General features: G+C 42.4%; 18 protein-coding genes. 5 read left to right on the forward strand and 13 right to left on the reverse strand.

The features are described from left to right. The first annotated feature begins 147 nt into the window (after positions 1-147). Together PSYC_RS09010 and PSYC_RS09015 are read left to right on the forward strand one after the other, a co-directional pair. Positions 148-456, forward strand: a complete 309-nt coding sequence (locus PSYC_RS09010) for a YhbY family RNA-binding protein (RefSeq protein ID WP_011281001.1) — start codon at positions 148-150, stop codon at positions 454-456. 214 nt (positions 457-670) lie between these two features. Beyond that, the gene (locus tag PSYC_RS09015; RefSeq protein ID WP_011281002.1) at positions 671-1,432 is read left to right on the forward strand and encodes a DOMON-like domain-containing protein; all 762 of its coding nucleotides are present in this window, start codon (positions 671-673) and stop codon (positions 1,430-1,432) included. Positions 1,433-1,530: 98 nt separating this feature from the next. Here PSYC_RS09015 and PSYC_RS09020 read toward each other — a convergent pair whose 3' ends face one another. After that, entirely contained in the window at positions 1,531-2,259 is a 729-nt protein-coding gene (locus PSYC_RS09020; protein ID WP_011281003.1) for a CHAP domain-containing protein, read from the reverse strand. 267 nt (positions 2,260-2,526) lie between these two features. Here PSYC_RS09020 and PSYC_RS09025 point away from each other — a divergent pair, with 267 nt between their 5' ends. Further along, positions 2,527-3,042 carry a DciA family protein gene (locus PSYC_RS09025; protein WP_011281004.1) on the forward strand — a complete coding sequence of 172 codons (516 nt, stop codon included), beginning with the start codon at positions 2,527-2,529 and terminating at the stop codon, positions 3,040-3,042. A 298-nt stretch (positions 3,043-3,340) separates the two neighbouring features. Here the strand turns inward: PSYC_RS09025 and lpxC are convergent, their stop codons facing one another. The 4 genes from lpxC to PSYC_RS09045 all read right to left on the reverse strand — a co-directional run bounded on the left by lpxC (position 3,341) and on the right by PSYC_RS09045 (position 8,450). Continuing rightward, positions 3,341-4,258: a UDP-3-O-acyl-N-acetylglucosamine deacetylase gene (gene lpxC / locus PSYC_RS09030; protein WP_041757762.1), complete on the reverse strand. Its 918-nt coding sequence runs from the start codon at positions 4,256-4,258 to the stop codon at positions 3,341-3,343. 477 nt (positions 4,259-4,735) lie between these two features. After that, positions 4,736-5,932 carry a cell division protein FtsZ gene (gene ftsZ / locus PSYC_RS09035; protein WP_011281006.1) on the reverse strand — a complete coding sequence of 399 codons (1,197 nt, stop codon included), beginning with the start codon at positions 5,930-5,932 and terminating at the stop codon, positions 4,736-4,738. Between the two features lie 245 nt (positions 5,933-6,177). Then, complete coding sequence (gene ftsA / locus PSYC_RS09040; RefSeq protein WP_201500658.1) at positions 6,178-7,470, reverse strand: cell division protein FtsA; 1,293 nt, start codon at positions 7,468-7,470, stop codon at positions 6,178-6,180. Between the two features lie 152 nt (positions 7,471-7,622). Then, on the reverse strand, positions 7,623-8,450 hold the full coding sequence (locus PSYC_RS09045) for a cell division protein FtsQ/DivIB (protein WP_011281008.1): 828 nt from the start codon (positions 8,448-8,450) through the stop codon (positions 7,623-7,625). Between the two features lie 718 nt (positions 8,451-9,168). Here PSYC_RS09045 and PSYC_RS09050 point away from each other — a divergent pair. Further along, positions 9,169-10,050 (forward strand): IS982 family transposase, encoded by an 882-nt coding sequence (locus PSYC_RS09050; protein ID WP_011279666.1) that lies wholly within the window; start codon positions 9,169-9,171, stop codon positions 10,048-10,050. A 24-nt stretch (positions 10,051-10,074) separates the two neighbouring features. On the opposite strand, the gene PSYC_RS09055 is transcribed toward PSYC_RS09050, so the two are convergent. The 8 genes from PSYC_RS09055 to PSYC_RS09095 all read right to left on the reverse strand — a co-directional run bounded on the left by PSYC_RS09055 (position 10,075) and on the right by PSYC_RS09095 (position 20,274). Continuing rightward, positions 10,075-11,175: a D-alanine--D-alanine ligase gene (locus PSYC_RS09055; RefSeq protein WP_011281009.1), complete on the reverse strand. Its 1,101-nt coding sequence runs from the start codon at positions 11,173-11,175 to the stop codon at positions 10,075-10,077. Positions 11,176-11,218: 43 nt separating this feature from the next. Beyond that, the gene (murC, locus tag PSYC_RS09060; protein WP_011281010.1) at positions 11,219-12,658 is read right to left on the reverse strand and encodes a UDP-N-acetylmuramate--L-alanine ligase; all 1,440 of its coding nucleotides are present in this window, start codon (positions 12,656-12,658) and stop codon (positions 11,219-11,221) included. Positions 12,659-12,727: 69 nt separating this feature from the next. Next, a complete protein-coding gene (gene murG, locus PSYC_RS09065) occupies positions 12,728-13,813 on the reverse strand; it encodes an undecaprenyldiphospho-muramoylpentapeptide beta-N-acetylglucosaminyltransferase (RefSeq protein ID WP_011281011.1) in 1,086 nt (361 codons plus the stop codon). Positions 13,814-14,152: 339 nt separating this feature from the next. Further along, complete coding sequence (gene gshB / locus PSYC_RS09075) at positions 14,153-15,124, reverse strand: glutathione synthase (protein WP_041757766.1); 972 nt, start codon at positions 15,122-15,124, stop codon at positions 14,153-14,155. Between the two features lie 119 nt (positions 15,125-15,243). Next, the gene (gene pyrE, locus PSYC_RS09080; RefSeq protein ID WP_011281013.1) at positions 15,244-15,948 is read right to left on the reverse strand and encodes an orotate phosphoribosyltransferase; all 705 of its coding nucleotides are present in this window, start codon (positions 15,946-15,948) and stop codon (positions 15,244-15,246) included. 70 nt (positions 15,949-16,018) lie between these two features. Continuing rightward, entirely contained in the window at positions 16,019-17,035 is a 1,017-nt protein-coding gene (locus PSYC_RS09085) for a hypothetical protein (protein WP_011281014.1), read from the reverse strand. Between the two features lie 229 nt (positions 17,036-17,264). Beyond that, the gene (locus tag PSYC_RS09090) at positions 17,265-18,104 is read right to left on the reverse strand and encodes an SDR family oxidoreductase (RefSeq protein WP_011281015.1); all 840 of its coding nucleotides are present in this window, start codon (positions 18,102-18,104) and stop codon (positions 17,265-17,267) included. Between the two features lie 61 nt (positions 18,105-18,165). After that, positions 18,166-20,274 (reverse strand): Lnb N-terminal periplasmic domain-containing protein, encoded by a 2,109-nt coding sequence (locus tag PSYC_RS09095; protein ID WP_227500326.1) that lies wholly within the window; start codon positions 20,272-20,274, stop codon positions 18,166-18,168. 219 nt (positions 20,275-20,493) lie between these two features. Between PSYC_RS09095 and ampD the strand changes: the two genes are divergently transcribed. Further along, positions 20,494-21,084, forward strand: coding sequence for a 1,6-anhydro-N-acetylmuramyl-L-alanine amidase AmpD (ampD, locus tag PSYC_RS09100; protein ID WP_011281017.1), 591 nt, complete (start codon positions 20,494-20,496; stop codon positions 21,082-21,084). Positions 21,085-21,162 lie beyond the last annotated feature (78 nt).

Consider the following 21,162-nt stretch of genomic DNA (forward strand, 5'->3'; position numbering starts at 1 on the left):
ACCCATAACTGCAGTTTAACATTTTCATCACGTAAAATCGTGAAAAATCCCGCTGATCTCATGCAAGATGATCATAGATTAATTATAATGGTCATTAATTGCTCTCAATCTTATTATCTTTTATTTTTATCAACCCCTAGGAATTCTATGCAACTTGATAACGCAACCATCAAACGCCTAAAAGGCATTGGTCATGATCTTAAACCGATCGTTATGATTGGCAATAAAGGCGTCACGCCAAGCATCACTGAAGAGATTGATCGCGCTTTATCAGATCATGAACTCATCAAAATAAAATTGCCTGCTGGTACCAAGGAAGAGCGTGATGTGATCGGCGCTGAGCTTGCTGCTACTGCGAAGGCAACTTTGATTCACTCAATTGGTCGTATGGCGCTATTGCTACGTAAAAACCCAAATGCCAATCCTAAGCTTTCAAATCTTGCCCGTAATGCGTAATACGTCATTACTTTAATGTCTGTTGAATATAAACTTGCTTAAGATAGCCTGCTGATTTATTTTTAGACAGATGATGACGGTAAATAATAAAAGCCGCGATGCAATTTTTTGCTCGCGGCTTTTATGTCATTTATAGTTCATTATTTAACATGCGATATTCGTTATCAGATATATCATATTTTATGATACTAATGATTTTTGAGGTAATGAGACTATGAGCCAAATTTTTGATTTATACGTAGCGACTGAAACCTTAGCAGATGACGCGCAGCAACTTGGCGTGACGGTAGAAGCTTTACAGGATATTAGTGTACAGGTAAGCGCAACGCTTATAGCGCAGCCGGAAGCTTACTTGCAGCTAGCGTATCGTGTGACGTTACCTCTTAAGTGCCTAGCTACTCAATTAACTTGGCCGAAGTGGCAATCAAATAAGGTCGGCTTTAATGATTATCTGTGGGAGCAAACTTGTCTGGAGTGCTTTTTAGCAGGCCGCTTAATCGGTAAAAACTATTCGATACATAATGACAGTCTGCTAGATCATAATGATAGAACCACCAATAAGACAACGTCCTATATTGAGATCAATGCCAGTCCTGACGGTCAGTATGCGCTTTATGAGTTTGATAGCTATCGCAATCCTGCGACACTACCGCCAAAACCTGTCTTACAAGCTGATAGACAGACACACGCTTTTATTGATTGGAATAATATCTCAAAGCTGCAAACTGCGTCTCAAACGTCAGCTTCTCAGCTTTATCAGTATGAGCGCCGTTTTAGAATACCTTTGAGTCAATGGTATGATGACGCTACTTGTGATTCCGGTTATGACCGCGTTCTCGACTACATACATCCTTGCGTCATTTTGTCATTTGACGCTACGGTTTTATATTTTGCACCCAAACATGCCGCTCCACCCGACTTTCATAATCGTCAGTATTGGACACCATTTGATAGGCTAGCAGCCCTTACCAAGTAAAAATATCAACTGAATAGCTAGCCTTATGTAAGACATAAAAAAACTCAGTAATGTCATAAAGAGCATTACTGAGTCCGGAGAGAGCGCTTAACTGATACTTATTTGTCAGCCATAGCAAGGTAGATGCCACGGTCCGATGCGTCATCAACATATTTGGAATCGCGCCATGTTGTATAAGCATAGACACCACTGTATGGGCTGATGCTGTTTTGACGGAAGTCAGACACCCAATCATTACCATCAAAGATTTGGATATGGCCATGTGGACGGTTTGATGAGCGATCATAGACAATAACATCACCCACTTGAGGCTGCATGTTATTACTGATTTTGGTAAAGCCAGCTTGTGAGAGTGTGCCGCGAGAGGCATACTGATACGCTGAAGGGTTAGGCGTAAACTCGTAGCCCGCCGATTGTAGCGCTTTACGGACATAACGAGCACAGTAGCCTGTGCTACTAGATAAAGCGACTCGTGATGCATTTGCTGCTGCAATAGCAGGAGCCGAATAACGATCTGGCACTGAACTTACTTTCTGCTGACGCTGCTCATAAGACAAACGATTGGTTAGCGAAGCAAGCTGATATTCTTTTTGTTTTGCATGCGCGCTTAGATTGTCGATTGCTTGGCTGATTTCATCATTGCTAGAAACATATGCACCGCTATTGGTGCTGTAAATGTTACGACTAGAACCGTAGTTCGCAGAAGTAGTGATATTTGTAATGGTATGACTCAAGGTATTATTTGATTGAAAGGTTGTTTCGGCAGCACCACTTGTCTGTGCTACGCCCATTCCCAATACTGACAAAATTAATAAAGCTTGTTTCATAAATTTACTACCTATTGTTAAAACGGAATTGCTCGTCATCCGTGACAAAGCATGAATTAGTTTAGAGAATATAATCATGAAATAAACATGATAAAATCTTTAGTACAATCGCTCTTTTACTTCTTAAGTAGATGATGCTGATATCATTAGCAGCGTAATCATCTACTATATAAATCGTTTGCTATGTCATACCTTGCTTTGAAAATGAGCGTTTAGAGTATGTTTATTATGAATATCGATTTTTCACCTGTTAGATGAGTCATTACGATGTCCAAAAAAAACCCTAACCGCCTTGCTACTCTCATCGATCATCAAGCTTTTGCTGGTAGTGCGCTACCTCAAAGCCTATCTGATAGTATGCGTTTATATGTACAAGCGACCACTGAAATAAAAGCGCTTTTAGTAGATTGTCTACCTGAGGAAATCCTCAATAGCTGCTGGGTCGTAGGCTTAACGTCTGAACAACTGACACTCAGTGTCGAGTCGGTAACTGCTGCCAATCATATTCGCTATTTACAGAGCGCGTATTTGCAGGTGTTAACAGAGCAGTCAATTACATTTAAACAACTCAAGCAAATTCGCGTCGTCGTAGCCAAGAAATCTGCCGATAATCATTATTCTAAATCATCATCAGCCTTGTCAGAATCACGCTCAATGTCCGTTAAAGCCCATGAAAATCAGGCTCTTAGCCAAAACACAAAGCGGACTATAGCACAGACAGCAGAGCATGTCACCACTGATGAAAACCTCAAAAAAGCACTCTTGCGCCTCATAAATTCGTAAAAAACCCCTACAAATAATGTAAAGTTATGTAAATTAATCCAGTAAATGACACGGTTCAGGCTAGGTTTTTGTAATTTCAAAAACAAAAAAAATCATCTGTCAGTGTCATTCACATTGTGAACATCACTAACAGATGATTTTGCTATTCGCTACAGCTTTTATCTCATCTACTGTACAGGTAACTAATCATAAAATAAAGAATTATACATCCACTTATACGAATATTATTTCGTCCCACCTATAACCATTTTATGTAATATTGCGTAAATGTTTCGATACTTCGTGTATATTCCTGTATTCATCCTTCGACAGTTATACCATTCAAAGGTAAATATTCGATAGGACATGTTACATTGTCATCAAAAGTTACAATTTCAAAGTTATTGTGGTCGGATAAAATCTCACGCACCAATAAATTATTTAAAGCGTGACCAGATTTATAAGCATTAAAACGACCTAGAATCGGATAGCCAATCAAATATAAATCACCAAGTGCATCTAGAATTTTATGACGGACAAATTCGTCATTAAAACGTAGACCTTCTTCATTCAAAATATTTGCTTCATCGATGACAATCGCATTGTCCATGCTGCCGCCTAATGCCAAATTGTTCTGACGCATGGCTTCAATATCACGTAAAAAACCAAAAGTACGTGCTGAGCTTAATTGTTCAATGAAGTTTTGTGTGGAAAACTGCAATTGGGCATGCTGAAAATCTTTATCAATCGCAGGATGGTCAAAATCAATCTCGAAATTCAGCTCAAATCCACTGTAAGGACGTAGCTCTGCCCATTTATCATCAACTTTGACACGTACAGTACGTACAATTCTAATGAACTTCTTTAAAGCATCTTGTTCACACAAACCTGCTTGTAATAACAATCCTACAAATGGCGCAGCACTGCCATCCATGATAGGTATCTCTGATGCTGATACACGAATTAGTAGATTATCAACACCAAGTCCTGCTATGGCACTGAGCAAATGCTCAACCGTACCGACACGGGTACCACCAAATACCAGATTGGATGACATCATGGTATCTTGTACCAAAAAGGCACTGGCAGGGATGGGTGTGCTGCCAACAATATCAGAACGCTCAAAGACGATTCCAGTATCAATTGGTTGCGGCTGAAACTCTAAATCAACAGGTTGACCACTATGAAGACCAGTACCTGTAACGGCGATTGCTGTTTTTATGGTTCGTTGGTTCATGACTGTCTTCTCACATATTTTGTTACAATTGCTATAGTGTAGCATTACCCGACCCCAGTTCGCTAGCGATAAAAAGCATTGATATACCTATCTCTTTGATTAATAACACTTATCGAAGCATTATTATCGATGACTCTCTAGTCGCAATAGCTGACAGATTGCTATGACATAGTGAGCTTTAAAGTGCTTTGTCTTCTAGAGTCGGTGAAAAGTAATATCGATACAACACGTACTACTGGTGCAAATTTTTCTTGCTTGCTGTGCCTACGCAGACAGAGGCTGCAAAAAATTACACCAGCAATACGGTAGCGACTTTAAAGTATTTCAACTATATACATAGGCCGGTTGGTAAATAGCAGATGTTATCAATAAGCACAAAAAAGCCAGCGTGAACTAACCCCCATAAGTTATGTCCAACTTATGGGAGTCAGTTCAAACGCTGGCTTTTTTAAAGAGCAATATTTAGATGAATGATATCTATTTGTTTTGCTGACGCTTTAGATAGTCTTGAATGCTATTGGTCTTGCTTTTAGTCTGTTCAGGCACCGTATTTGAGCGAATTGGGTTTTCTTGATACTGAGCTTGAGACTGTTTTTGACTGTTTAATGCACTGGTATGCAAGTTTGGGTCAACAGGTTGTGTACTGTTTACAGAAGGCACAGGCTGTTCTACTACTTCAGGCTCTTCACCAGCATTTTCATCCAAGGTTAAACCGGTTGCGATAACTGTAACGTGTAAATCGTCACCCATTTTCTCATCAATCACTGAGCCATAGAAGATATGCGCTTCATCGATATCAGTAATTTCTTCGACGATGACACTGATTTTGCTCATCTCATCTAAAGACAAAGATTCAGACGATATCACGTTGACGAGTAAGCCCTTGGCATTCTCTAGACGCAAATCATCAAGCAGTGGCGATCTAATGGCTTTTTCAGTGGCTTGACGCGCACGATCATCGCCACTGGCACGACCGATACCCATCATAGCATGACCCTTAGCGGTCATTGCTGTACGAATATCGTTAAAGTCAATGTTGATCATACCTTCGCTAGCGATAGTTTCAGCAATACCTTGAACCGCATGCAATAACACATCATCTGCTTTTTTAAAGGCATCTTGCATAGAGATGTTGCCGTAGACACTCATCAGCTTGTCATTTGGAATGGTAATGATAGAGTCAACAAAATTGGTAAGCTGCTCGATACCCGCTTTGGCAGCCTTGATACGTTTGCCGCCTTCAAATTTGAACGGCGTGGTGACTACGGCAACGGTCAATACTTCCATCTCTTTAGCAATACGCGCTACGACTGGTGCAGCACCCGTACCCGTACCACCGCCCATGCCGGCGGTGATAAAGACCATATCTGAATGCTCAAGTAAGGCACGAATCGCTTCTTCATCACTTTCTGCCGCTTCACGACCCACTTCTGGATTCGCCCCTGCGCCAAGCCCACGATTGGTTTTTGCGCCAAGTTGCAATTTATGCGGTGCGGTCAAACGATCAAGCGCCTGTTTGTCCGTATTCGCACAGACAAAAGTTACACCTCTAATCCCTTGCTGTACCATATGTTCAACTGCATTACCGCCGCCGCCGCCTACACCGAATACAGTGAAGCTTGCCTGGCCATTATTTTGAAGCTGATTATCATCAGGCATGGTGTATTTTGACATAAAAAAGTTTCTCCAGTTGCAGATAGCGTGATGGTCGATACGTGGTAACACACGCATATGGCGCGCTATCGACTTACTATATATAAATGTATTTGAATAAAACAGGGCCATGGCTTAAATAGTAATGCTTAACCAAGATATGCCGTCATTATACAGGGTATTGCTATTAATATTGTTGCTTGGTCTTGCTGACAAAACTCTTATCTGATGGTGGTATGTAGATTGTCAGTAGAATTACAGCGCAATTATAATATCTTTTTTAGTACACTGGCAAAACGTTGACCGGCACTTTGAAAAACGCCTGTGACGCGATTTTTTTGAATCGCCTCAGGCTCGCTTTTTTCACTGCGGCGAAACTGCTCGCTTTGACTATATAATAGTGTACCAAATGCCGTTTGATAAGCCCGATCATTAACCTGAAGATTCAGCTGCTTAAAGGATTCATCATTATCAAAATGATTGTAAGTACTAATCGCAGGGTGCGTGTTGGTCAATACCACTGGCATTTTTAGTAATTTTTTGGCAAAGGGTATCATGCCTTTAATAGCACTACCGCCGCCTGTGAGCACAATACCCTTATCAATATAGCCTAATAAGTCCGCTTCATGCAATTGGCGAACCACTTCAGTGAAAATCTGCACGTAACGGGCTTCAATAATACGAGCAAGGTTGTAGATACCAATGTTGATTTCATCACCTGACCCTTGCGGTTTAAACAGGAAAAATGAACTTGGATCTACACTATTGACATCAACTGTACCATGCGATTTTTTCAGCTTTTCAGCCTCTATCATCGAGATACCAACGTCTGCTGAAATATCCATCGTCACTTCATGACTGCCCGTTGCGATACAATGGGTAAAAATCAGCTTGTTTTCTTTATAAACACAAATACTTGTGGTGCTGGCACCTATATCCACTAAGCAAACGCCTTGTTGGCGCTCTTCGCTCATCAAGCTATATTCTGCACTGGTTACCGCATCGAACACAATATGATCAATACCAACATCACAGCTTTGCAATAGTTTTTGGATATTTTGACGACCAGCAACCGGCATCATCATCATGTGATACATCACAGCAATGTTGTGCGCCACCATGTCAATGGCATCATCAACCATAAACTCTTGGTTATCGATATAAATACCTTGCTGACAACAATGCATTAAATAATAATCAGATGACAAATCTTGCGATTTAGCGTTTGAGAGCGCTTGCACCATGTCTTTAGTACGGACGAATTCATCTTCTACTCTAACATCGCCAGCACTATTTTTGCTCAATAGCTCAGGAGTTGCCATCGTAAGCCATACACTATGCACGCGGCAGTTGGCGGTATCTTCCGCTTCTTGAATAGCCTGTTTGATAGCGCCCTGCAAACGTTCGCGATGCTTGATTTGACCTTGATAAAAATCGCTATTTTTAACTTGCCCCACACCCATAATACGGATGTCTTTTGCAGACACAACGCTACCAATAACGACATACACTGCCGTGGCACTTAAATGGACAACAACCAGATTTTCAGTATTTTTCATGGTACCAGACAAATTATCGCTAAACAGGAGAACAAATGATGTCTCCATTAAATCATTAAAATAAGGCTATTATCGTCTGATAATAGCGTATGTATACTCTGTATAAAAAATAAAGCAGACAAGTTTAGCGTGTTGGCTACTTTATATATTACTTATAGAGGTGTTTCGCTTGGGGGTTTTTCGTTTACGGGTGTCTCATTATCTTTTGGCGGCGCTATATTCCATGCAATCGTAAATCCGTTTTTGTAACGAAGATCTACCGACTGCATCTCATCACGGCGGTTTTTTAATTGATTACCCAATAGCTGGCTCAAATTCAGCAGCTTTTGTGCCGTATTTTCATTATCAACGATAATACGTAACCCATTATCAAAACGAATCAGCCACGTCATTCTTGGCGACAAAATGATATCTTCAACTTGTAAGCCAAGCGGCGCATACCAGTCATTGACTTGCTGCATCTGCTGCATAATGACTGGTGCCTGCGTCATATCACCTTGCAAAGTTGCAAAATCCTCTTGCGTTAAATCTCTACTATCAGCAGGGACAAACACATTGCCTGTTGCATCTACTAAACGCTCAGTACCAAAATTTGCCACTGCCTGCTTAGGCAATACCGTGACCACTATACCTCGCTGCCAATCACGACTGATACTGACCTGATCAACCCAAGCCAAACCAGTGGTGATATCTCGCAGCGCCTGCAAATCAGAGGTAAAGAAGTTACTCACACTTTGCTGATTCATGACATGCTGCAGCGCTCGATATTCGGCGACCGTCAATCCTTGATGATTAACATGAATAGCTGCTGGAGGTGCATCACGTAAAGCCTTACCGCCCATTATCAATATTAGTATTAATAACCCGAGCACCAATATTGTAAAAAAATATCTGACCGCAGTGGGTACTTGAAAGTTTGATTTTGGGTGACGGGTTTTATCATTCATCAAGTCAGCGACGTCATTGACAGCTTGAGCCATATTAAACTTCGTCCCTATATTTAATCAATATAATCTGTATATTTTATACATGCGATTTATATTTACGTAAAATCGATGATGTTTTTTTATTTATGTAAAGGCACTTATCACCGTAGCAGGCCACTTAATAGACATGCTATCAATTTGCTACTTTAAAAGGCGATATAAAGTGAGCTTATTTGCATTTAAATGTAACATTTCTCTTATTTAATGAAGGGCTTACCAAAGCGTTACATAAGTATCACTAAGGCAGCTAGATATAGTTGAAATACTTTAAAATCGCTACAGTATTGCTGGTGTAAATTTTTTGCAGCCTCTGTCTGCGTAGGCACAGCAAGCAAGAAAAATTTGCACCAGTAGTACCTGTTGTATCGATATTACTTTTCACCGACTATAGTTACAATATTAACGTATTTTACCTTCAAACAATAGCCTAACCCCTACTACTAATAACGAATTTACACAAGTTTACACGAAGCTGTGGTATAGCAGCTCTAGCGATACATTGTGAGTAATGAGAAGCTGCCATTTAACAGCGGTAAATAGCAACCCATACATCATTCATCTAGATAATCACTATTGTATAACTACTCATAAAAGCTTGTTACACATAGGCAATGACCTATTTAACCCCACTCTCAACTTCGAAAGTGATTGAAAAAAGAAGAGCATCTCACTAATCTATTGTTTTCGACCAAGAATACAACGGAGTCATGAGATGCCCATAGACGAATTTATCATCAATATCTATTTAATGGTAGAGCAATATTACAAAATAGTCGTTACTGAACCCTTGCGAGGTGCAGGTTACGCGCCAAAGCTGAGTGATCCTGAGATCATTTGCATGGAACTGGTCGGTGAATTTTTAAACCTTGATCAAGACAAACAGATTTGGCAATATTTTACCCAGCACTGGCAAGCCTGGTTTCCAGCCATAGGCTCATATCCTAACTTCGCAAAGCATTGCGCGAATCTGTGGCAAGTCAAACAGCGGATACAAGATAACGTCAGTCAACTTGAGGGCCGTGACAACATCCATTTTATGGATGGTTTTCCGATACCCGTCTGTCATTATGGACGCGCTTATCGGCATAAAAACTATCAAGACTTAGCGGCTTTTAGCTACTGTGCGGCTAAGCAAGAGAGGTACTATGGCTTTGAAGGACATTTGCTTGTTAACTTATCGGGCATGATTAAAGGCTTTACCTTTGCTCCTGCCAATGTTGATGAAAGAGCGGTTGCGCCTGATATTACTGACAATATCTATGGTTTGCTCGGCGCTGATAAAGGGTATATCAGCCCTAGTCTCACTCAGTACTACGACGCTCAAGGAGTGGATTTACAAACGCCACTCAGAGCTAACATGAAAGAGGATAGACCCAAACCTGTGGTAAAACGGCTAATGAAAGCCCGCCGTATCGTTGAAACAGTCATTGGTCAGCTATCAGAACGATTTAATATACAAAGGGTACGAGCAAGAGATTTATGGCATTTGTCTCATCGATTGATTCGTAAAATTCTGTCACATAATCTATGCTTTGTACTCAACAAAAAACTTGGTAACCCGCCACTTCAGTTTGAATTGCTTATTTCAAGTTGAGAGTGGGGTCTATTTAATAAAGTGTTATACCGTTTGAGCTAAGATATGCCAGCATAAGCTCTCAAAATCTATTCCACGAGCTTTAGCCGCCATTGGCACTAGGCTATGACTGGTCATACCCGGTACGGTATTAATTTCAAGTAACCAAAAGTTGCCAGCTTCATCTTGCATGGCATCAATACGTCCCCAACCTTTTGCCTCAACAGCACGAAATGCTGATAAGCTCAACGCTTGCAGATGCTTTTCATCAATAGCGCTCAGACCACAAGGAATATAGTAGCTGGTATCGTTACGATTATACTTGGCTTCAAAATCATAAAAATTGGTGATATCAGCAGGCTCTAGGCGAATAACAGGGTAAGCTTCATCATCGATGATAACAATCGTGAATTCGCGACCGGTAATCCAGCGCTCTGCCATCACTACATCTCCACATTGTATGGCTGTTGCATAAGCAGCCGGCAGCTCATCGAGATGACTGACCTTGGTCATACCAATACTTGAGCCTTCATGTACCGGCTTAATAATAAGCGGTAGCCCCAACATGTTGACGATTTGCTGCCAGTCTGTTTCGGCCGTGAGAATGGAGAATGGCGCGGTCGATAAGCCGCAACCTTGCCACAATTGCTTGGTGCGTACTTTGTCCATACCAAGTGCCGATGCCAAAATACCTGAACCGGTCTGAGGAATATCAAACCACTGCAGTACGCCTTGTAGCAGACCATCTTCGCCACCACGACCATGCAATACGTTAAATACACGGTCATACTGGCGTAGCTCAGTAATATCTTGATGCTTAGGATCAAAATGCGTGGCATCAACGCCTTGGTTTTGTAGTGCTTGTAATACAGCAGCACCACTGTCTAAAGACACGCTACGCTCATTACTATTACCACCGTAAATCACAGCAACCTTACCAAACTCACTCGCCTCTTTTACTTTGCTAACTTTTATCGTTGGTAGCGCGTCAGAGCTTTCATGATTGGTCTGTACTTTATCTTGTTCAGCTTGTGCAGCCGCTGCCAATGCTGGTTCTGGATTTAGAATAGCGACGGTCTTATCTTCAGCATTAACTGCGTTTTTATTAAAATTATCGCTGTTTTCTTGATGGTTATTCGTGGTCATAAGTAATATTCCTAATATTTTTTTGAGGCTATTCTTTTAAGACTTATTTGATATATAGATCGTTGGCAGCCAATTCGATAGCTATTTGACCTACATTACCGGCACCTTGGGTAATCAGCATGTCATTTGCTTTTAATAATCGCTGCATTACAGCGGCAATATTTTTTTTATCAACTATCGTTGGCTCGACTGCACCGCGCAAACGTATACTGCGTGCCAAAGCTTTGGTATCCGCACCGGCAATAGGACTTTCACCGGCTGAATAAACATCCAATAATAATAACTCATCAACACTTGAGAGTACTTCGACAAAATCATCAAAGCAATCACGCGTACGACTATAGCGATGTGGCTGAAACAGCATAACCAAACGGCGCTCAGGAAAACTTTGACGCGCCGCTTTGATAGTGGCATCGACTTCTTTAGGATGATGACCGTAATCATCAATTAGTAAAACATCGCCATCATCGATAGTGACAGAGGCATGCTGCTCAAAACGACGACCAACGCCCTCAAATTTTTGTAGCGCACGGGTGATTGCCGCATCGTCGACGCCTTCGTCGGTTGCCATAGTGATGGCTGCAAGCGCATTGTAGACATTGTGCACACCTGGAATATTTAGGGTCAGACGCAATGGCTCATGATCACGGCGTAGTACGGTAAAGTGAGTTTTCGTGCCTTCGGTGACCAAATCAACGGCTTGTACATCGTTAAATGGCTCAAGACCAAAGGTCAATACTGGACGCCCAATGTCATCAATCATCGCGTATAGCTCAGGGTCATCACCGCAGACCACTGCCAGACCATAAAACGGCATATTTTGTAAAAACTGGATATAGGCTGCTTTTAATTTATCAAAGCTATTGCCATAGGTTTCCATATGATCTTGATCGATATTGGTGACAATCGCTGCCATCGGATGCAATGACAAAAATGAGGCGTCAGATTCATCCGCCTCGGCAATCAGAAAACGACTGCTACCAAGGGCGGCATTTTTGCCAGAGGCATTAAGCTTACCGCCAATCACATAAGTAGGATCTAAATTGCCTTCTGCCATCATGGTGGTCAGTAAACTGGTGGTGGTGGTTTTACCATGTGCGCCAGCAATAGCAATACCATGACGATAACGCATCAGCTCACCGAGCATATCTGCACGGCGAACCACAGGAAGACGCGCTTCTAGTGCCGCTTTTACTTCAGGGTTGCTACGGTCAATCGCAGACGATACAACGATGACATCAGCATTGGCGATATTTTTGGAGTCATGCCCAATATTAATATCGATACCAATCTGCTCTAAGCGTTTGGTAACGAGACTCTCAGTAATATCAGAGCCACTCACTTTGTAGCCTTGATTGTTCATTACCTCAGCAATACCGCACATCCCCGAACCGCCAATACCAATAAAATGCAAATGCTGAATACGGCGCATTTCTGGTATTTCAATCAAACGTTTGGTTAAGGCTTTAGCAGAGGTAGACATAGCGTTTTCTCTTTATAGAAGACTGATAAAATGTAAGTAATCAAAAATAGTAAGCGTTTAAATCACTGTTTATAACGCTTGCCAGATAATATCGGCAACGTGTTGGCAAGCTTGACGATTGGCAAGCGCATGGCCTTTTTTTGCCATCTCTAAGCAAGCGGCTCGATCAAGGAGAGCAAGCTCATCACTCAAGCGTTTGGGTGTCAATTCGTTTTGTGGTAATAAAATCGCCGCTTTATGTAGCGTTAAGGTACGCGCATTTGCAGTTTGATGGTCATCAACTGCACTCGGCAGCGGTACAAAAATTGCTGCAATACCAACGTTCTGAATTTCAGTAACAGTCAAAGCACCGGCACGGCAAACCACAATATCCGCCCAATTATAAGCAGCAGCCATATCATCGATAAACGGCTGTACGGTAAACTCATGAGCGCTCAAATCTTCGCTAGCATACGCCGATTGCGTGGTGACTTCGTTATGGCGTCCACATTGATGACGCACCTCAAACGGACGCTCTATTAACGCCAGTGCTTTTGGCACGGTATCATTTAGCACTTGGGCGCCAAGCGAGCCGCCAACGACCAATAATTTTAAAGGTGATTGGTCATTTATATCGTAGCGTATAGTTGGCTCAGCAACGCCGCTAATAGCATTACGTACTGGATTACCAACCGTTTCAAGTTTTGCATCAAGCTGATCATTACCAAAGGTATTTTCAAAAGCTTGCAAGACTTTGGTCGCCATCTTCGCCAAATAACGATTACTCATACCGGCAATGGCATTTTGCTCATGGATAATCAGCGGTGTTTTTGTCAGACGCGCAGCAATGCCGCCTGGTGCACTCACATAACCACCAAAGCCGACGACCATATCAATCTTATTACCGCGAATGATTTTGATAACCGCCATAGTGGCAGAAAGCAAGGTCACTGGCATCTTAAGTAAACGCCCAATCCCTTTGCCACGTAAGCCCTGCATCTCAATGGCATGAAAAGGATAGCCAGTCGGTGCCACCAATCCATTTTCCATGCCATTTGGCGTACCCAACCAATGAATAATGGCACCACGTTTGCTCAACTCTTCACTAACCGCAAGCGCTGGAAACACATGCCCGCCAGTACCAGCAGCCATCATTAGTATATGCGGTGTCTTCATGGAACGCCTCCCTACCTTTTTTGTATTGATATGAAGGACTTATTGTCCTATAGCCATCGAAATCATCGGGTCATAAGAGCTGTTTAAAATCCCGCATAGTATAGTGGAAATTGTGGTCTGACATATAGTCATTTTTGACTGACCAATAATAAAAATCCAAGCCGTGAGTAGTCGCGACTTGGCTTTGGTAAATACTGCTAAATCGTTATAAAAACGCTGATTACCTGACATTTTTAACGATACATGTTAGCACAACTATTTTTACTCTTTGTGCCAATAGATAAGTATTACATTACCCTATTCTTACCGTTTATCTAACTAACAAACTTTAGGAACCTATCAGATTGCCAGTTTTCGCTCGATGGCGATGATAAAGTCAGTGGCAATGTCTGTACCGCACTGATCATCAATCTCACGCACACATGTTGGACTGGTCACGTTAATCTCCGTGATACGACCACCTATTAAGTCTAAACCAACGAACATTAGACCCTTTTCTTTGACAATAGGTGCGACCACTTCTGCTACTTGGCGTTCGATATCGGTCAACGGCATGGCCACACCGCTACCACCGGCGGCAAGATTGCCACGGGTTTCACCTTTTGTTGGAATACGAGCCAAGGTATAGTCAACCACAGTGCCATCAACAATCAATACACGCTTATCGCCCTCTTTAATTTCAGGCAGATAACGCTGCGCCATAATAGGTAGCGTTTCAAGCTCAGTCAACATTTCAAGCGTCACGCCAATGTTTGGGCTGTCAGCAGTCAAACGAAAAATTCCCGTACCACCCATACCATCTAACGGCTTAACGATGACGTCTTGCTGCTCAGTAATAAACTTACGAATGTGTGCCTGTTTACTGGTCACAATCGTAGGGCTCATATAATCGCTAAACCACGTCGCAAATAGTTTCTCATTACAATCACGAATCGCTTGCGGGTCATTGACGACTAGCACACCTGCTGTTTTAGCATGATCAAGCATATAAGTGGCATAAATAAAACGCATGTCAAACGGTGGATCTTTACGCATGAGAATCACATCATAATCGCTGACTGATCCTGTTGTTTTATTACCCAATATATAAAAATCTTTAGGGTCACGCTTGACAGTAACTGACTGCGTATCGACCATCAACTGCCCACGATCAAGCCATAAATCATGAATCTGACAGTAACCCAAACGATGACCACGATCTTGCGCCGACCACATCATGGCAAGGCTAGTATCTTTTTTATAATTAACTTGCTCAATAGGATCCATAATCACAAGTATGTTTAAAGATTTTTTTGGCTGTTGTAAGCTCATAAGAAGACTCATTTACATGATGTTAATACATAGGGTTATTAATAGATAAGATGCACAAGAATTACATGTCAGCACGGTTATCAATATAGGCAAATAAAGATGACAACGATTGCGATTAACTATACGCCATACTGGGCGCGGTAATGCTGCATTTTTGCAAGTTGGGTCGCGTCTTTTTTCGGATGACTGCCCTCTGCTAAATAGCTGATCAAATTATCAATATCTACAAGAGCAAGCACCGGCACGTTTAACGTTGCCCCCAGCTCCTGAATTGCTGAGTGCTCTGCTAAGCCTTTTTCTTTACGGTCAAGCGCCACAATAATACCGGCAACATGTGCCCCTGCTTGTTCTAAAATCTCAACCACTTCACGCATTGCCGTGCCAGCAGTAATCACATCATCCAACACCCAAACTGCCTTGCCATTGACATCAGCACCGACCAAATTACCACCTTCACCATGCGTTTTGGCTTCTTTACGGTTGTAACCCCATTTGGCATTGATACCATGATACAGCCATAAAGCTTGTGCGGTTGCTGCCACAAACGGAATGCCCTTATAAGCGGCACCAAAGATGACCAGCTCTTGCTCACCTTTGCCCTCATTCGTAGCAGCCATCTGTTCAGCTAGAGCATCAGCATAACCACGCGCCAATAACGACAACATCTCACCCGATGCAAGCAGACCTGCATTAAAAAAATAAGGGCTAATACGACCAGATTTTAAGACAAACTCACCAAATTTTAGCACTTGATTGTCTAAAGCCAGCTGAATAAAGGCATGAGATGAAAATGGGACATTGTTAACGTGTTGGGCATGGGGCATTAGAGAATTCCTATGAACAAAAAGAAAGTGTAAAAATGATTATCATGACACGCATTATAGGCGTTGCAGCTTAACTTGACCAACCATTGATATCATAATCTTGCATATTGGGATATCGCGTCAAGAGACCACAACGTGATGAGAGGTCAAAATAACATTGACCATCACTACTCATTTGAATGTTCCAGCCTAAATGATGAGCGGCAACGACAATATGCCCTGCAAAAATGCGAATTTGGCGATAGGCATGACGCTGAGCAGGCTCACAGATACTCTGACTGAGTAAGTAGCTGCGTATATGCTGGCAAATTTGCGTGGCGCTATAGCTATGATTGATACTTTTACGGCTGCTACACTGCTTTAACGCATGGACAGCAACGCTGCACGCCATAATATCAGTGGCCAAACTGCCCTCGCCGGTATCAAACTGCTGCGGCTGCAATATCACATGCCAATCATCCGCATACATACTGCTCAGTAACTCATCAGGATTATAACGTTTGGTCAGGGTACGCAGAGACAGTGCAGCAGATACTTTGGTTTTATCTGCGACTTTCGTCTCACTAGCTTCTTCGCCCTTTAAATCATCTGTACCATCTGCTGGCAAGAACCCATAACGATTGAGCTTTGGATATGCTCGAATAGCTTGCTGAATATCTGACATATCTAGCAAAACCATCTCATTTAAAGAGGATAATAATGGCTGCTCGCTATGATTATGATAAAAACTATCAGGCAGCGCTATCAATTTAGCAGCGCTTAATAGCGATAAATGCTCCGCCAATGGCTCTGAAGAAATAACATCCCATTTTGACAAACCTTCCTTATCAGGCTGATAAAAACGCGCCGCATTACCGTATAAGCGGCGAAGCTGACTATTTAAGCGCCGTACTGGTTCTGGAATATCAGTTAGAGGTCTTGCAGGATCTAGTGGTGATTGTGTTGGGTCAAAATTAGGATGCACAATCGCAGGCTGGTTACTATTGGATAACGCTGCCGATTGCTCCGCATTACTGTCTGTAAACTGAACCTCTGCCACAAGATCAATACTGAAGAAACCATCATCAGAAGCAAAAGGCTGGGTCATGAAATCTTCCTAAGTGAGTACTGTTATAAAACAGCACACGTGAACAATATATTTAAAAAGGTATTTAAGCACTATATAGTAAGCCCAGTATAAAAACGATACAGCGGGACTGGAATGAATTTTTTGCAGCCTCTGTCTGCGCAGGCACAGCACGCCAGAAAAATTTATACCAGTGCCGCGTCAAAACATGATGTATCTACTTTATTTGGAATCGACTATAGTGACGCTATCAATCTTGATGACGCAAAATATCTTGATAACCGATTTGCCAATCAGGATACATCAGCCACGATAATGGAATATTGCTATGCAAGCGTTTTCCGGTCATGACGCTATTTTTATCGTCAAGTACTGGCAGCGCTTCATCCAGTTGCTCAGATAGCCAAGTGGTCAGCGCAAAGGAAGTCACTGGCAGATAATCGGTTGCAATATAAATAGGCTTTGGTGCCTTTATCGTCAGTACCTTGGCGATAATATTGACCAAATCAGAGTCCATGATGCGATTGGTCCATGCACCAGCTGCTATCGGCTGTTTTTGTGGCTCTTTGGCTTTACGCACACGCATTAAGCGCGCGCGCCCATAAATACCACTTGGGCGGATGATAATGGCTCTATCATGAAAAACCTGTTGTAGCGCTTGCTCTGCTTGCAATATCACCTGCGAGGCTTCGCGTTCAGGCAGCATCGGCACGGTATCTTCATCGATCCATTCGCCATTGTCTTGCCCATAGACACCCGTTGAAGAAATAAAAACAACGCGCTGAAGATTGGATAGTTTGTCAGCAAGCAACGCCAAATGCTGATTAATCGCCAAATAGCTGTTGTGATAACCACTGGTCGAATACTCATCAGGGGTGACGATGATCGCAATGTGAGTAAAGTCTTGCAGTTGCTCAGGGCTAAGCGTCAACGCATCTGCTTGCATAAATTTGGCATGATCACTCAATGCATAATTTTGACGTTTACGACGTGCCAGCCCTGTGACATTAACACCGTTCTGCGCAAGCTTATTGGTCACTGGCAATCCAATATCCCCTTGACCGATAATCAGTATATTATGCGTATTCATCATAGCTCCTGCCTGCCTTTTATACGCCGCTTAAGTGCTGTTACTTAAATACTATTAGCCGCTAAAAATAACGTCTATATGAAAGTTGTACATCTTCATTGGCGTCGATACGATCTTGCCATTCATAATTAGCATTGATACGTAATGCTTGTTTTTTATCGATATCATATTGCAAACCTAAGGTCGAGATAGGCTGCCAATAATGACCACGCACATTAGAGTCATCGCTGCTGCCATGATACCAATATGGCAGTTGCAATTCAGCCTGCGCACGTAACTGATTGTTAATTTGATAACGACAACCAGCATTCACGCCTGCACCAACACGAAAGCCTTTATTGATACCGCGTCCCGTTTGTGCCGTTCCTGACAAAAACGTATAGCAAAGCTGCGGCGCTATCTCGCCCGTACCTGTGCTAAGGGTGCCAAATGCCCATGACCATCCTGATTCATAGCCCAAGCTCCCAACCAGATGGTCGGTCCCATCTTGCTGCGAGCCATCGTTTACACGCGTTGCCTCTATACTCGCGCCCCACGTCTTGCCCTTCTTGGCAGAATTGACGGGATTAAAAGAACGCCCTTTAATTAAAGTCAAATTCTGTAAAATCACGCTTTTTGGCTGACTGGGTTTATCATTGTTTGTGTCATATAAACGCAAAGTCGCTGCTGCACCTTCTAAATCAAAAAACTGCGGAAAACCAGACGGACGATCAAGGGTATCGTGATAGCCTGCGCGCACGCCAAGATCAATATAATTATTATCCCCATGCTTATCCCCACGCTGACCGATGCCGATATGTCCCATTTGCAACGGATGTCGATTGAGAGGATTGGTATCTGAGACCGCAATCTGATGATTGAGTAACGTCTGTCCATCGGCTGACATGCTCGAAACCGTATTGAGCGGCGCCGACTTAATCTCATTAAGCGTCTGTTTTGCACTATTGTGATAGCCGAGCTGATCACGCTGCTGTTTGACTTTATTCCATTGCGCTTGGCGTAAGGTACTATCAGCCGGCGTATAGTTGGTGCTGGCAAGAAAACCTTCTTTATTCAGTAGCTGTACCACATCTGATGGAATAACAGCATAAGGCAACTGACTTAATAAATGCTGCTGCGGCCGTACCACATCTATCAAGCGCAAAATCTCAGAGGCACAGTTGTCAGAGGTAAAGTAATAAGGCAATTTTAAATCCTTGGTTTCCCAAACGTGCAATATGATTTGCTGAACTTCCTCTGCCATTAAATCCAATCGATACGTCCATGCATCACGCTCATCGTCTTGTAAATACTTAGCCAGCTTTTCTGGATAAGGGTCAATCTCAATCAGATTGCTATAGCCACCCGTCATAGATTTGGTGGCGTACAGTACAAAGTTATCTTCGGTATCGCCATCGACCGTATCATTTAGCGCATAAGCATGATGAATTTGGCTTGGGTCCACCACACTTGCCTTTGAGTCGATACGCAGTAAGGTATGGGCAAAGGCAGACAGAGGATTATCCAAGTGCTCTTGCGCAAACATAATAGACAGCTGCTCAGGGGCCAGTTTTTGCATCCATGCCGTCAGCTCTGGACAAGTCACCTGCATCGCTGACTTATCAATAGCCAAGGTATCACTTAGCCATTTTGCTCGCGCTGGAAAACGGCATAGTGCAGATTTGCTATTACCAGTTTGAGCAGCATTATTAGCCTTAGGTTTATTTGTCGTATTAGTCATCTCATCAGCAAAGGCAACAAGCATTGCATCCAGCTCAGCTCCTGAATCCTCACGCCCATTTGCGCTTAAAAAGAAACTAGCGTCATCGACCGTGCTGGTATCTTTATTTTTGCCAAAAAACCCTTTTTTCTCATCAGAGAAATATAATAAGCGTCGCCATGTCGTATGTTGGGCAAGATTTTTTGTCTTAGCCTGCTCACGCCATAAAGCCAGCAGCTGTTTTGCACCTGTTTCAGCAGCTGTTCCGGCTTTAGCATTGTTATCCGTATTGGTATCGGTATTAAGCGCAAGCTCACCAGTCGTTACCAATGAGGCAGGCGTTGGTAAAAATGCTTGTGCCTGCGCGGTGAGCAGCAGTCCAACAATCGCCAATGGCAAACGTGCACGCCGGCTGAGCTGTATTGGCATATCATCCAGCAAAATACGATTTGAAACTGATTGTATAGACATAAGTAAAATCTTGCACTGTAAAGGTGATACGCTTATCACGTGACTGATACTCATTAAAAAACTTGAACATTTATTAGTAACAATAGACTTTTGAGCAAAATCTTATTTACGTCTCTCTGGTTTATACTGAAATGACAATATATTTGCTATTTATTTATACAAAATTTATGATAAAACGCATTTTTCTGCTGATTAATAACCATTATAAAAGAGAGTATTATGTCTATAGCATCATCGATGACTATCAGTGAGGGTCAATTATCAGCAGCCACTTGGCTTGCATCCCCGAACGCTAATAAACGACCTCAAAACACAAGCATTGATACGATTGTTATTCATAATATCAGCTTACCGCCTAGTGAATTTGGCGCGTGCGGCGCTGATGGTATACATTACGTCAAAGCTTTGTTCACCAATCAATTAGACTGGGATGCCCATCCTTATTTTCAAACGATAAAAGGCGCTGAAGTTTCCGCGCATTTATTTATCGAGCGTGACGGTACGATGACTCAGTTTGTCAATTTTAACGAACGCGCATGGCATGCCGGTCGCTCGAGCTATCTTGGTCGAGCCGAATGTAATGATTATAGCATTGGCATTGAGCTTGAAGGGTCGGATTTTGTGCCGTTTAGTGCGGCGCAGTATGAGGCATTGGCAAAAGCAATCGTTGCAATCTATGAGGCGTATCCCAAAACCCGTCGGCATCTGACCGGTCATAGCGATATTGCACCCGGTCGCAAAACTGACCCCGGTGATTATTTTGAATGGAAGAAATTGCGTAAGATGGTTGCCTGCTTTCTTGATGACTAAATCTTACTTCAGTGAGGATAAAGTTTCAATGAATAGACGACTACATATCCCACATCCAATGCATTTACCTAGGTTATG

This window comes from Psychrobacter arcticus 273-4 (assembly GCF_000012305.1).
In the GTDB taxonomy this organism is placed as follows: domain Bacteria; phylum Pseudomonadota; class Gammaproteobacteria; order Pseudomonadales; family Moraxellaceae; genus Psychrobacter; species Psychrobacter arcticus.

Excerpts from the sequence above, each read along its gene's own strand:
- PSYC_RS09010 (WP_011281001.1), top strand. The coding sequence starts at position 148 with ATGCAACTTGATAACGCAACCATCAAACGCCTAAAAGGCATTGGTCAT.
- PSYC_RS09015 (WP_011281002.1), top strand. The coding sequence starts at position 671 with ATGAGCCAAATTTTTGATTTATACGTAGCGACTGAAACCTTAGCAGAT.
- PSYC_RS09020 (WP_011281003.1), bottom strand. The coding sequence starts at position 2,259 with ATGAAACAAGCTTTATTAATTTTGTCAGTATTGGGAATGGGCGTAGCA.
- PSYC_RS09025 (WP_011281004.1), top strand. The coding sequence starts at position 2,527 with ATGTCCAAAAAAAACCCTAACCGCCTTGCTACTCTCATCGATCATCAA.
- lpxC (WP_041757762.1), bottom strand. The coding sequence starts at position 4,258 with ATGAACCAACGAACCATAAAAACAGCAATCGCCGTTACAGGTACTGGT.
- ftsZ (WP_011281006.1), bottom strand. The coding sequence starts at position 5,932 with ATGTCAAAATACACCATGCCTGATGATAATCAGCTTCAAAATAATGGC.
- ftsA (WP_201500658.1), bottom strand. The coding sequence starts at position 7,470 with ATGAAAAATACTGAAAATCTGGTTGTTGTCCATTTAAGTGCCACGGCA.
- PSYC_RS09045 (WP_011281008.1), bottom strand. The coding sequence starts at position 8,450 with ATGGCTCAAGCTGTCAATGACGTCGCTGACTTGATGAATGATAAAACC.
- PSYC_RS09050 (WP_011279666.1), top strand. The coding sequence starts at position 9,169 with ATGCCCATAGACGAATTTATCATCAATATCTATTTAATGGTAGAGCAA.
- PSYC_RS09055 (WP_011281009.1), bottom strand. The coding sequence starts at position 11,175 with ATGACCACGAATAACCATCAAGAAAACAGCGATAATTTTAATAAAAAC.
- murC (WP_011281010.1), bottom strand. The coding sequence starts at position 12,658 with ATGTCTACCTCTGCTAAAGCCTTAACCAAACGTTTGATTGAAATACCA.
- murG (WP_011281011.1), bottom strand. The coding sequence starts at position 13,813 with ATGAAGACACCGCATATACTAATGATGGCTGCTGGTACTGGCGGGCAT.
- gshB (WP_041757766.1), bottom strand. The coding sequence starts at position 15,124 with ATGAGCTTACAACAGCCAAAAAAATCTTTAAACATACTTGTGATTATG.
- pyrE (WP_011281013.1), bottom strand. The coding sequence starts at position 15,948 with ATGCCCCATGCCCAACACGTTAACAATGTCCCATTTTCATCTCATGCC.
- PSYC_RS09085 (WP_011281014.1), bottom strand. The coding sequence starts at position 17,035 with ATGACCCAGCCTTTTGCTTCTGATGATGGTTTCTTCAGTATTGATCTT.
- PSYC_RS09090 (WP_011281015.1), bottom strand. The coding sequence starts at position 18,104 with ATGAATACGCATAATATACTGATTATCGGTCAAGGGGATATTGGATTG.
- PSYC_RS09095 (WP_227500326.1), bottom strand. The coding sequence starts at position 20,274 with ATGTCTATACAATCAGTTTCAAATCGTATTTTGCTGGATGATATGCCA.
- ampD (WP_011281017.1), top strand. The coding sequence starts at position 20,494 with ATGTCTATAGCATCATCGATGACTATCAGTGAGGGTCAATTATCAGCA.